The sequence below is a fragment of the Chryseobacterium sediminis genome, from assembly GCF_008386505.1.
GTDB classification, from domain to species: domain Bacteria; phylum Bacteroidota; class Bacteroidia; order Flavobacteriales; family Weeksellaceae; genus Chryseobacterium; species Chryseobacterium sediminis.
Map to the genome: position 1 here is coordinate 2179485 of NZ_VUNZ01000001.1, position 13185 is coordinate 2192669.

9 protein-coding genes are annotated in these 13185 nt (G+C 36.2%); 7 read left to right on the forward strand and 2 right to left on the reverse strand.

Going from position 1 to position 13185, the window contains the following annotated elements; translation table 11 throughout:
* The 3 genes from FW780_RS09960 to FW780_RS09970 all read left to right on the forward strand — a co-directional run bounded on the left by FW780_RS09960 (position 1) and on the right by FW780_RS09970 (position 5651).
* On the forward strand, positions 1–4824 hold the full coding sequence (locus tag FW780_RS09960; protein WP_149833439.1) for a CotH kinase family protein: 4824 nt from the start codon (positions 1–3) through the stop codon (positions 4822–4824).
* Between the two features lie 9 nt (positions 4825–4833).
* On the forward strand, positions 4834–5034 hold the full coding sequence (locus tag FW780_RS09965) for a hypothetical protein (protein ID WP_149833440.1): 201 nt from the start codon (positions 4834–4836) through the stop codon (positions 5032–5034).
* A 365-nt stretch (positions 5035–5399) separates the two neighbouring features.
* On the forward strand, positions 5400–5651 hold the full coding sequence (locus tag FW780_RS09970) for a hypothetical protein (RefSeq protein ID WP_149833441.1): 252 nt from the start codon (positions 5400–5402) through the stop codon (positions 5649–5651).
* Between the two features lie 97 nt (positions 5652–5748).
* Here the strand turns inward: FW780_RS09970 and katG are convergent, their stop codons facing one another.
* Entirely contained in the window at positions 5749–8025 is a 2277-nt protein-coding gene (gene katG / locus FW780_RS09975; protein ID WP_149833442.1) for a catalase/peroxidase HPI, read from the reverse strand.
* Positions 8026–8409: 384 nt separating this feature from the next.
* Between katG and FW780_RS09980 the strand changes: the two genes are divergently transcribed.
* Together FW780_RS09980 and FW780_RS09985 are read left to right on the forward strand one after the other, a co-directional pair.
* Positions 8410–8877 carry a heme-binding domain-containing protein gene (locus tag FW780_RS09980; RefSeq protein ID WP_149833443.1) on the forward strand — a complete coding sequence of 156 codons (468 nt, stop codon included), beginning with the start codon at positions 8410–8412 and terminating at the stop codon, positions 8875–8877.
* 4 nt (positions 8878–8881) lie between these two features.
* Positions 8882–9292, forward strand: coding sequence for a thiol-disulfide oxidoreductase DCC family protein (locus FW780_RS09985; RefSeq protein WP_149833444.1), 411 nt, complete (start codon positions 8882–8884; stop codon positions 9290–9292).
* Between the two features lie 216 nt (positions 9293–9508).
* Here FW780_RS09985 and FW780_RS09990 read toward each other — a convergent pair whose 3' ends face one another.
* On the reverse strand, positions 9509–10948 hold the full coding sequence (locus FW780_RS09990) for an alpha-amylase (RefSeq protein WP_149833445.1): 1440 nt from the start codon (positions 10946–10948) through the stop codon (positions 9509–9511).
* A gap of 187 nt (positions 10949–11135) precedes the next feature.
* On the opposite strand from FW780_RS09990, the gene FW780_RS09995 reads away from it, so the two are divergent.
* Both FW780_RS09995 and murA read left to right on the forward strand, forming a co-directional pair.
* Positions 11136–11807, forward strand: a complete 672-nt coding sequence (locus FW780_RS09995; RefSeq protein WP_149833446.1) for a DUF4290 domain-containing protein — start codon at positions 11136–11138, stop codon at positions 11805–11807.
* Positions 11807–13114 (forward strand): UDP-N-acetylglucosamine 1-carboxyvinyltransferase, encoded by a 1308-nt coding sequence (murA, locus tag FW780_RS10000; protein ID WP_149833447.1) that lies wholly within the window; start codon positions 11807–11809, stop codon positions 13112–13114. The genes FW780_RS09995 and murA overlap by 1 nt, the downstream gene beginning before the upstream one ends.
* The last annotated feature ends 71 nt before the right edge of the window (positions 13115–13185 follow it).

Sequence of the window (13185 nt, forward strand, 5' to 3'; positions counted from 1 at the left end):
ATGAGATATACAGGAAAAATTTATTTTACAAATTATGAAAGATCAGATAAAGAAGTTGCAGATAATTTCATTTATCCCGTCATGTTTTTCATTAAAAATGAAGATGGAAAAATCATTAAACAGATTGCATATTCAGCTTTAGGAGAAAAGTCAGAAAGTGAATACGGAACTGGTGGTGGAACTGGAGGAGGCAATGGAATTGTTTTCCGCGCAAAATCTGAAATACCTGCATCGTTCGTAAAATCATTTGGAAGTGAAGTTAGAATAGTTTTTTCATGGTCATCCATCGACAGTGTTGATGGTAGTGAGACTGGCGGAGGAACTGCAAGTATTTTAAAAGGAAATACGATCCTATTTAATAAAAACATTAATCAGGGAGCCAATGATATAGATATCACGCCATATATTTTGGCGGGAGATAATACAATAACACTTAGTATCACTGATAGTTATGGAAATAATAGGAAATTAAAATATGATATTCAAACAATAGCACTTGCTTTAAGTACTACATACGACAAGACCACTATTAATTCGGGACCCATCATTTTTCGATATATTCCAACCGGGAATGTCGAGAAGACGATTCATTTCAAATTAAATGGATCAGATCTTCCGCCAGTAATTACTTCAATAAATAACAAAGAGCTTCTTTATGAAATTCCTGCACAGTCGCACGGAGTTCATATTTTAGAGGTGTATATGACCGCTGATTTGTCAGGAGAGATCATTGAAAGCAATCACTTATTTACAGATATTATCAGTGTTGTTGCCGGTAATTTAACGCCCCTGGTTTCTTCAGCAAATAATGTTGTTGCTAATCAATATGCTCCAGCTTCTATTGAATATCTGGTGTATTCACCATCATCAAATTACAGTGATGTTGAGATTTTGGTCGATGGAGTGAAGGTTTCTGAATTACTTGTAAATAGAAGTTTGCAGAAGTTCATCTATACATTTACGGACTCAGGTGCGCACACTGTAACTTTTAAATGTGGCAATGTCACGAAAAATACTTCAGTAGTTGTAACTGCTTTCGATATTCAAGTTGAAGCCGAAACGTTAGGCTTGGAATTATTTTTAAGTAGTCGAAACAGAAGCAATTCAGAGATTAACAAAAACGAGTGGAAATACAAAAACCTGTCATGTACTCTTACTGATTTTGATTTCAGCACCAATGGGTGGATTCAAGACTCAAAGGGTTCTGTGGCACTTAAAGTGAGTGGAAATGCAAGGGTTGAGATTCCTTTTAAAATATTTGATCACGATTTTAAAACAGGTGGTAAAACATTAGAATTTGAATTTTCAACTTCAGATATAAAAAACAGTGACAGTACTATTTTTTCTTGTAAAAATGGAAATGTTGGATTTGTTGCTACCTCAAATTCGTTTTCGTTCAGTTCTGAGCAGGACGGTACGTCCATATTTTTTAAAGAAGAGGAAAGGATTCGTGTAAGTATAGTCGTTACAAAGGTTTCAGATCAAAGATTGGTATTTGTGTATATCAATGGAATTATATCTTCATTATATCAGTATAATTCATTAGACAGCTTTTTACAACAAGCTCCTCAAAATATTACCATTGGAAGCAGTGATTGTAATATTAATCTATATAATATTCGGGTTTATAATAATAACCTAAACGCCGATCAGATGTTGTCGAATTTTATTGCTGACATGGATAACCTGGTTGAAAAAGTCAACATTTACGAGAGAAATAAATTGTACGATGCATTCGGAAATTTGTCCTACGATAAATGTTTACAATCAATTCCATGCTTAACCATTGTTGGAGATTTGCCAACTTATAAAGGCGATAAAAAAACAATTGTTGGAGAGTATGAAAATGCTCAAGATCCTACAAAATCGTTTTCTTATGTAAATGCGAGTATTGATGTTCAGGGTACATCCTCACAATATTATCCCCGAAAAAACTTTAAAATAAAATTTAATGGGGGCTTTAAAAATGGAGAATTAGTTTCTTCCAAGTATAAGCTTCGTGATAATTCATTAGCTGAAAAAACATTTACTTTTAAAGCTGACTTCATGGAATCTTCAGGTTCTCACAACATTGGTTTGGCGAGGCTTGCCCAAGATTCTTTAAATCAATTGGGTTATTTAGTTCCACCACAATTAATTGATCCTAACATCCGTACTACGATGGACGGGTTTCCAATGCTTATATTTCACAGAGCGACACCAGACTCGGAGCGTATTTTTCTCGGAAAATATAATTTCAATAATGATAAGTCGAATGAAGCAACGACAGGTTTTACAGGTGGTCAGGAATGCTGGGAATTTTTAAACAATACTTCAGATAATACATTATTTATTGCTACAGATTTTCAAAGTGCAGACGAAAATGGTAAGCATTTATGGAAAAATGATTTTGAGGGAAGATATCCGGAAAATAATGAAGATACTTCGAATCTTGAAGCTTTGCATAGATGGATTGTGAGTTGCAAAAATAATCCTGCAAAATTCAAAACCGAGGCTCCAGATCATTTTAATATTCAGTTTTTACTGTTTTATTATGTCTTCACTGAGTTTTTTGCAATGGTCGATCAGCGTGCTAAAAATCAGATGTTTGCGATGTATCCGGATGCGCAAGAAAACAACCGTTGGTATCTTATTTTTTATGATAATGATACGGTTTTAGGTCTTAATAACGAAGGCCACAATGTGTATGATTACTGGGTAGAGGCTCACGACCAAGTAGGAAGTGGTTTTGTCTGGAATGGGGCCTTATCCGAGCTTTGGAAATTGGTTGAAGTGGCTTTTGATACTGAAATTACGGCTTTGTACCAGCAAATGAGAACTTCAGGAATTCTAACTTATGATAAGTGCAACACTTATTTTAACACATTAGAATCTGACAAATGGGCGGAAAGTATTTTTAATGAAGATGCGAAATATAAATATATAGATCCTTTGGTTGTTGCTGGGAACGGAAGTTACTTATACACCGCACAAGGCTCAAGAAAATCACACAGGAATTATTGGTTATTAAATAGATTCAGATATATGGACGGAAAGTACGACACCTCTACTTTCTCATCTGATTATATCACGATGAGACTTTATACACCTTCAGGAACGCCTGTAGTTCCTCCAAATGCTAATTTTTTATTAACAGCTCTGAAAGACGGATATACGAAAATTAAGTTTGGTTCCTATATCAACCGTGCGAGGCTTAGAAAAAATGTTGCATCTTTAGTTCAAGCTCCGGCTATTACTTTTAACGACACAGAAACTATTATCTATGGTGCATCTGCAATTAAAGATCTTGGAGATTTGTCAGGAAAGTATCTTGGTACTTTAGATGTTTCAAAAGCGACGAATTTGTCGAGACTTCAAATTGGAAGTCAAATTTCCGGTTATTCAAATCAAAATTTGAGAAACTTGTTTATTGGTAATAATACAATTCTGGAGGAGTTGGATGTAACGAATTGTCCAAATCTAAAACAGTCAATAGATCTTACTGCTTGTACAAGTATTAAAAGAGTTTCTGCTGCAGGAACAGGAATATCGTCGGTCTTATTGCCAAAAGGCGGTTTGCTTGCTTCCTTAATTTTGCCAAGTACAGCAAGTACTTTAATATTAGATAATCAAAAATTTATTACCTATTCTAACTTAACTTTTACAGCAAGTTCAATTAAAACACTTGTTATCAAAGATTGCCCTTTAATTAATGTTAGTGACATTGTTTCAAATCTTAAAAATTTGAGCAGAGTGAGAATTAATAATCTAAATGGAAGTAGTGCTTCGAGTGAGATGTTTTTCCCAATTATCAATGCTAAGGGGATTGATGATTCAGGTAACACAACGCCTCATTCTGTAGTTGAAGGAACTTGGAACTTTACTACCATATATCAAGAAGATAAAGATTTCATGGAAGCCAATTGGCCAGACTTTAAATTTACATTTTCAAATGTTGCCACTTTCATTCAAATTTCGAGTGCGACCAGGAAAGCTACATTATTAAATGTCTTTAATACCAACGGTGATGGAGAACTCAGTTTTGCGGAAGCAAGAGCTGTTATCAATATTCCTGCTGACACTTTCAACACAGATGTTAATACCTCGAGAAAGCTTTCTTACAGTTTTGATGAGTTTAGATTTTTCACGAATGTGGAGACAATTGGAGATAGAGCATTCAATTCATATGAAAATCAATTGGAAAGCATTATTTTTCCTCCCAATATAAAGAAGATAGGTTCTAATGCATTTTACTTTAAGTATAATGCTGTTGTAGTCGGAAATTTTGATAAGCTAGAGGAACTTGGCGAAATTCCATTTTATGGAAGATACTTCGATATTAATTTATTTAAGAATGTTAAGATTTATACAACAAATTCATTTCAGTTCATGTATCCGAGAGCGGGGAAATACACCCTTCCTTATATCACGAGAATTTTCAAGAATATGCTTACTAATAATGTAAATAATTATCCTGTTGAAGAGCTTGTTTCCAATCTTGTTGATTTATCCGGGTGTACGAGCTTAGAAAGAATGGATTCGTATGGTTTGACTTTAAGGCCTCTTAAGGGAGAGAATGAAGTTACTATTATTCTTCCGGCTTCAATTAACTACATAGAAAACTACTGCATGCCTATGTACCCAGCTGCAGGCCAATTTGGCGTTACAAGAGTAATAATTAAAGTATTGGCAACTACACCTCCAATTTTGGTGGGAACTAACTTTGTTGCTGACGGAATAATAATAAATACAGTAGAAATTCATGTACCTGCCTCAAGCATTTCTGCTTATAAAACGGCAACTAACTGGAGCTATTTTGCCGCAAAAATTTATCCGATAACATAATAATAAAATATGACACAGACAGACAATATAATTAAAGCGGATCCTGGGAAATGCTTTAAAAGAAAAATAGATGGAGTTGTTTTTAGCGATGAAATCTATTTGGGAACAACTTATTATCTTGATGGAATAAGGCTTCAAGAACCAATTCAGGAAACACCTGATGATTTTGAAGAAATTGATATTGAGATTCAAACAGAAGAAATTAATTAAAAGATGATGAATTCAATTATTTATTTCCCGAACGGAAATTTATAGCTAGTCCCGACAATATGATAAAGATTTTAGGACAGAAATAAATAATTATAAAATTTACATGTTTAAAAATCTCAAAACACGACCGAATATAATGGCAAATCAGTTAGAAGCTTTGATAGAGCTATAAGGTCTTCAACTATTTGGTTCGACATTTGTTCGCTTTTGACTACAAACCATCCTTTTTTTAAGGATGGTTTTTGTTTTTTATATCTCATGATAAGTCCTTAAATTGTAAATTTAGTCCGGATCAGGAATAGCGGCAGATCAAACCGAAAAATCATTTAATCCAAAAATTAGAAATCCGACTAAAGCTAAGTAATATGACAGAATCAAAATTAAAAAACATCATAGAAGTATGCAATAAAGCTACTCCATCTCCATGGACATCATATATCGAGGGAAGAGACTTTACTTCCGGCTCCAGTTTTATAATGACGGGAGAAAAAGAAAACAGAGATTATGATATAGAATTCATTTCAATAAAACCCGAAGATCAGGATTTCATTGCTATGGCAAGAAATGTAATTCCATTATTAATAGATGAAATTATTAAATTAAAAGGAGATCAATAAAATAAACAAAGTTTTCAGTAACCTTAAATATCACCAAAATATAAAACAACAGGCTGCCTTTCTAAGACAGCCTGTTGTTTTTATATAATTAAAAAGATTAAACCAGATCAAACCTATCCAGATTCATCACTTTCGTCCATGCTGCCACAAAGTCTTTTACAAACTTTCCTTGTGCATCAGCACTTCCGTATACTTCAGCAATCGCTCTCAGTTCGGAGTTTGAACCAAAAACAAGATCAGCTCTGGTTGCCGTCCATTTTGGCTGGCCAGTTGAACGGTCACTTCCCATATAAAGTTGTTTGTCATCTGACATTGCCTTCCATTGCGTTCCCATATCTAAAAGATTGACGAAGAAATCATTGGTAAGAACTCCCGGACGGCTGGTAAATACACCATGTTTTGAACCGTCAAAATTAGTATCTAACGCACGCATTCCTCCTACTAACACAGTCAGTTCCGGAGCAGTAAGACTTAACAATTGAGCTTTATCTATCAATAAAGATTCTGTAGACACGGTAAATCTTCTTTTCAGGTAATTACGGAATCCATCAGCAATAGGTTCAAGGTATCCCATAGATTCTACATCGGTCTGCTCCTGAGACGCATCCATTCTTCCCGGAGCGAAAGGAACTTTTACATCCTGTCCGGCATTTCCTGCAGCAACTTCTACTGCGGCATTACCTGCTAAAACAATCAGGTCGGCTAAGGAAATTTTCTTACCGTTTTGAGAATCGTTGAATTCTTTCTGAATTCCTTCCAGTACGTTTAATACCTTATTTAATTGAGAAGGATTATTTACTTCCCAGTTTCTCTGAGGTTCCAGTCTGATTCTCGCTCCGTTGGCACCACCACGTTTATCACTTCCTCTGAAAGTAGAAGCAGAAGCCCAGGCTGTAGAGATAAGTTCCGAATTACTTAATCCTGAATTTAAAACTTTTGATTTCAGTGCTTCCACATCATTTCCGTCTACCAGCTCATGATTCACTTCCGGAATAGGATCCTGCCAAATTAATTCTTCCTGTGGAACATCTGGTCCTAAATAACGGGCACGTGGTCCCATGTCTCTATGTGTCAATTTAAACCAAGCTCTTGCAAAAGCATCGGCAAATGCATCAGGATTTTCGTAAAAATGTCTTGAAATTTTTTCGTAAACAGGATCCAGTCTCAATGAAAGGTCTGTTGTAAGCATTGTTGGTTTATGCTTTTTGTCAGCATCAAATGCATCAGGAATAATATCTGCTCCCTCTTTTGCTACCCATTGATGGGCTCCGGCAGGGCTTTTTGTTAATTCCCATTCATTTTCAAAAAGGTTTTTAAAGAAATAATTACTCCATTGAGTCGGGGTTTCTGTCCAGGTCACTTCCAGACCACTGGAAATAGCATCTCTACCGCTTCCGGATTTGTAGCTGCTTGCCCATCCTAATCCCTGTTGTTCAATTCCTGCTCCTTCTGGTTCTTTACCTACATGATCTGCAGGACCTGCTCCATGGGTTTTACCAAAAGTATGTCCACCGGCAATCAAAGCAACGGTTTCTTCATCGTTCATCGCCATACGACCGAAAGTATCACGTATATCTTTAGCGGCAGCAATAGGATCTGGGTTTCCGTCCGGACCTTCAGGATTTACATAAATAAGTCCCATTTGTACGGCTGCCAATGGATTTTCAAGATTTCTTGAATGAATATCTCCGTCTGCATTATCATCGGTAGGAAGAACGGCTGCCTGTCCTTCTACTACTCCTTCTGAACCGTGAGCATAACGCAAATCACCTCCCAGCCATGTTTTTTCTGATCCCCAATAAACATCGGAATCCGGTTCCCAAACATCTGCACGCCCTCCGGCAAACCCAAATGTTTTAAAGCCCATTGATTCAAGAGCAATGTTTCCTGTAAGAATCAAAAGGTCTGCCCAGGAAATATTTCTGCCATATTTCTGCTTGATTGGCCATAGTAATCTTCTTGCTTTATCAAGGCTTACATTATCCGGCCAGCTGTTTAATGGTGCAAAACGCTGTTGCCCTGCTCCTGCTCCACCTCTACCATCTCCTACTCGATAGGTTCCGGCACTGTGCCAGGCCATACGGATAAAAAGAGGTCCATAATGACCAAAGTCTGCGGGCCACCAATCCTGGGAATCTGTCATTAATGCATGAAGGTCTTTTTTTACAGCTTCAAGATCAAGGCTTTCAAATGCTTTGCCATAGTCAAAATCTGCGTCCATAGGATCAGAAAGGGAAGAATGCTGGCGCAGAAGATCTACTCTAAGCTGATCCGGCCACCAATCAGAATTCTGGGTTCCTCCACCTGCCACACTTTTCTTCATTGTTCCGTTATGAAACGGGCATTTGCTGATGTCATTCAAATCTTTTTCCATTTTCGTTTATTTTATATTGATTAATTCAAGTTTAAATTCTCTGTTGTAAGAATATGACAAACCTACAACGTTTCGACAATAAATACAATCTATTAATTTTTATTTCAACGATAGTTAAAAACTATAAATACATATTTTCGGCTGCTTCTCAATTAAGGCAAAATTGAGGTATTAAGTTAGTCATTTTTCAGATTAACTTAAATAAAAACAGCAGTATAGCACTCAATTTAGAATTACTCAACGTAACATTACCACAAGAAAGGAGAAATTAAAAATTCGATGGTAATTAGAAAAAATTTAAATAATCAGACCAATTTCAAATTCAATTCGTTCTAAAAAATAATTTAGTTAACTTTATCATTATCAAACATGAATACTATCTCTATGAAAAAAATAATTGTTGTCATTCTTGTTGCTTTTATCATCATTCAGTTTTTTCCTATCGACAAAACCAACCCACCTCCTACGCCTGGGATGGATTTTCTGAAGATTAAAAACACTCCGGAGAAAATTGCCCGTACCATAAAAACTTCATGTTACGACTGTCATTCTAATGAAACAGAATATCCATGGTATACTAATATTTCCCCGGCTTCATGGTGGGTAAAAAATCATATTAATGAAGGCAGGAAACACCTTAATTTTTCTACCTTTGCAGTATACGAGCCTAAAAGACAGCTTCATAAACTGGAGGAATGTATAGAAATGGTTGAGAAAAAAGAAATGCCGCTTGAATCTTATTATTTAGGACATCAAAATGCTAAACTATCGGATGAACAGCGTGCAGAGCTTACCCAATATTTCAAAAAAGTAAAAGAAGATACGGAACGAAGAATCATGTTTAATAAATAAAGTCGTGGAAAACTGGGAAAATAAACATATTGTATTTTTTGATGGAGATTGCGGAGTCTGTAATTTCTGGGTGCAGTGGATTTTGGAGCGGGATAAGAAAGATAAGTTTATGTTTGCATCCCTTCAATCTGAATTCGGACAGCAGTTTTTATCCGAAAGAGGGTTGGAAACAAATGTCTTCAATACGATGTATCTGTGGAAACCGGGACGATATTATCAGATCAAATCACGGGCAGTACTGGAAATTGCCAACTTACTGGGAGGAGTGTATAAGCTTTCTTTTATTGGAAAAATTCTGCCGGCATTTTTAAGTGATAAAGTGTATGATATCATTTCGAAAAACAGGATGAAACTGGCCAACCAGAAGTGTTATTTACCGGATCAGCACCAGAAGAAAAAGTTTATTCAGGTGTAATTTTATCTTACAGAAAATTTCTTTCAACTTTATATAAAAATATCATTCCGTAAGAGTTTCCAATATGCAGTATTAAAATAATACTTTGTATAGATTCCTACGGAATGACAAATAAGACGTATAGTTGTTTAATGAAAATTAAATTGAAGAACAGTCTATTACCAGCTTAATCAATTATCAATTATCAATTATTACCCATTACTCATTGCTCATTACTTATAAATTAAGCGACCACACAGAATAAGAATTCGGCGGACACTGGATTTTCACCCATTTATCTCCCTGTGTTGTAGGATACCATGTTGAATTTCCGGTGAAATCTTTGATCTGCTGGCTGCTCCAATTGGTTTCTACCCATCTTTCCTGCCAGCTTGATGATGTATTGATATAGACAACCAGCCCGGGATTTCCATTGTAGCCGTTTCGTCTTGCTATATATTCATCATTATCCGTGTAGAGAATAGAGGTTGTTCCTGTTGCTTTATTGTTATGAATCCAGATCAGGTTATTTAATCTTTCTTTATTTAACCATTCTTCATAATCTCTGTAAAAAATGGTTGGATATCCTTCATGGGTTAAGATGTAAGCATAGGCTGGCATTTTATTATAAATAATATCCGTATCGTGATTGGCTACAAAAGTAACTGCTTTGTACGGGTTTCTTTTCCACATCATATCATCATTCAGAACGTTTAAATTTCCGTTGTCAAAAGCCTCATCCATTTTATAGTAAGCTGCAAAATCAAATACGGAACTGTTCGCATTATTAGCCCACCATTCCAGTGTATTTACATTAGAATCCCATAGTTCACCAACAGAAAATCCACCTACATTAGAATTCCAGGTATTGACAACCCAAGGACCGAAACCTTTAACATAATCGAATCTCCAGCCATCAAATTTCATTACATTCTTATAATATTTTGCCACAGAATCATCTCTTCCCCAAAGCCAGTCCTGAACATGAGGATTAGCGTGAGAAAGATCTGGAAATCCGCCAAAAGCCCCTTCATCATTGTTTCCATAGGCATTTTTATAAAAATCATTGTAGTTTCTCTGAAATTTTCCGGAAGCTACGCCTGAAAAATCAGTCCAGGTATTGGTTCCGGTGAAAGGATTGGCTTCGGATTGCCCGCCACTATTATGATTGATCACAATATCTGCGTACACCTGCATACTTTCTTCATGTGCTTTTGTAATCAATGCTTCAAGTTCTGTTCTAGATCCAAAACGCGTTTCCACGCTTCCATTCTGATTAAAATTTCCAAAATCATAGTAATCCGTAGGATCATATCCCATAGAGTAAGCCCCGTTCTGTGCTTTTGAAGCCGGAGGCAACCATACGGCACCAATTCCGGCGTTGGACCATGCAGTTAATTTATCTTTAACGGTATTCCACCAGTTGCCTCCTTCCGGAACATCCCAGTAAAAGCCCTGCATCAGAACTCCACCGCCAGGACCGGCTATAAACTTAGCCTGTGTAGATCCGGATTCCTTTCCGGTGCTGAAAGGGCGGCCGTCATGATGAGTAACATTCACCGTTTTGTTATGAACTTCCTCCTGTCTGGAAGTCTCCGTAATCAATTCATCTCTGTTCTGACAAGAGCTAACTACTGCTAAAGCCAGTAGGGAAAGGAAAAAATATGTTTTTTTCATCGTAATAATTAATTATCAATCTATTAAACAAGATACAATTTTATTGAAAACAAATTCAAATGAATGGGAAATATTTTAATTTTCAACAATAAAACAAGAAGAAAGTCATTTAAAATTTTCATTAAAAAATCATAAATTTTTCAGATTCTCGAAACAATTTTTCTTTTAATCCATATATTTGCATACTATGGAATACAATACCCAAAAAACTCAGCTTCATATGCCGGAATACGGCAGAATTATACAACAGTTGGTTGAGCGCTGCAAAGAACTTCCTACCAAAGAGGAAAGGAACGAAATGGCTATGGCAATCATCGATTTTATGGGTCAGAGAAACCCACAACTTCGCGACGAGGAAAATTATAAACATAAACTTTGGGACCATCTTTATATTCTTGCTAATCATGATCTGGATGTAGATTCTCCATATCCGTTCCCTACTCCGGAACAATTGGCAGAAAAACCTAAAAGAATGGAATATCCAAAACTTCAGGGTGACTTTAAGTTTTACGGAAAAAGTATTCTTCAATTGATAGAAAAAGCAATTGAACTGGAAACGGGTGATGAAAAAGAAGCCCTTATCGAGGTAATTGCCAACAATATGAAGAAATCTTATAATGTCTATAATAAAGAACATGTGACGGATGATGTTATTTTCCGCCATCTGAAAGAACTGTCTGAAAACAGACTGGACCTTACCGGAATAGATTCTCTTGAAAAAAGTAAAATCTATTACACCAGCAATAACAACAACAGGAATAATAACAATAACAACAGGAATAACAACAGTAATAAAAACAACAACAGCAACCAGCCTAACAAAAGAAGGCATAATAACAATCATAAAAACAGAAAATAATGAGTGGAACATTTCAAATAAGAGGAGGAAAAAGATTGCATGGTGAAATAACTCCACAAGGAGCCAAAAATGAGGCTCTACAAATTTTATGTGCGGTACTCCTTACGGACGAAGAGGTAAGAATCAAAAATATCCCGGATATTCATGATGTTAACAGACTGATTGAAATTCTTGGAGATTTTGGGGTAAAAATTACTAAAAACGGACAGGGAGATTATACTTTCAAGGCTGATCAGGTAAATTTTGATTACATAAAATCTAACGAGTTCAAAAAAGACGGCGCAAAATTACGTGGATCTATTATGCTGATGGGCCCAATGCTTGCCCGTTATGGAGAAGCTTATATGCCGACTCCGGGAGGTGACAAAATCGGAAGAAGAAGACTGGATACTCACTTTCAGGGACTTGTTGAACTGGGTGCTGAATTCAATTATGATGAAGAGGAATATTTCTATTCTTTAAAGGCTAAGGAATTAAGAGGGAAATTCATCTTACTGGAAGAAGCTTCTGTTACCGGAACTGCCAATATTGTAATGGCAGCAGTTTTAGCAAAAGGAAAAACAAGAATCTACAACGCTGCATGTGAACCTTATCTTCAGCAATTATGCAAAATGCTGAACAGAATGGGAGCTAATATCTCAGGAATCGGGTCTAACCTTCTTACCATTGAAGGAGTAGATTACCTGAGAGGAACGGAGCATACAATGCTTCCGGATATGGTAGAAATCGGATCATGGATTGGCCTTGCGGCAATGACGAAATCTGAAATCACTATTAAAAATGTAAACTGGAACCAGCTTGGTGTCATCCCGAATACATTCAGAAAATTAGGAATCGAGCTTGAGCAAAGTGGTGATGACATCTATATTCCTGCTCAGGAACATTATAAAATTCAGAAATTTATTGACGGATCTATCCTTACAATTTCAGATGCGCCTTGGCCAGGATTTACTCCGGATTTATTATCTATTATTTTAGTGATAGCTACTCAGGCAAAAGGAAGTATTCTGGTTCATCAGAAAATGTTTGAATCCAGACTATTCTTTGTTGATAAATTAATTGACATGGGGGCTCAGATCATTTTGTGTGATCCGCACAGAGCTACAGTAATCGGATTGAATCAGGAAGCTCCGCTAAGAGGTACAACGATGGTTTCCCCGGATATCAGAGCCGGAAATGCTCTTCTTATTGCAGCGCTTTCCGCAGAAGGAAAATCTATTATCCACAATATCGAACAAATCGACAGAGGATACGAAAATATCGATGGAAGGCTGAAAGCAATTGGTGCTGATATCGAAAGAATTTAAAATTATTTATTTAATATGGAAGCGTTCAGAGTAATCTGAGCGCTTTTTTGTTTGACTTCTGTCATTCTGAC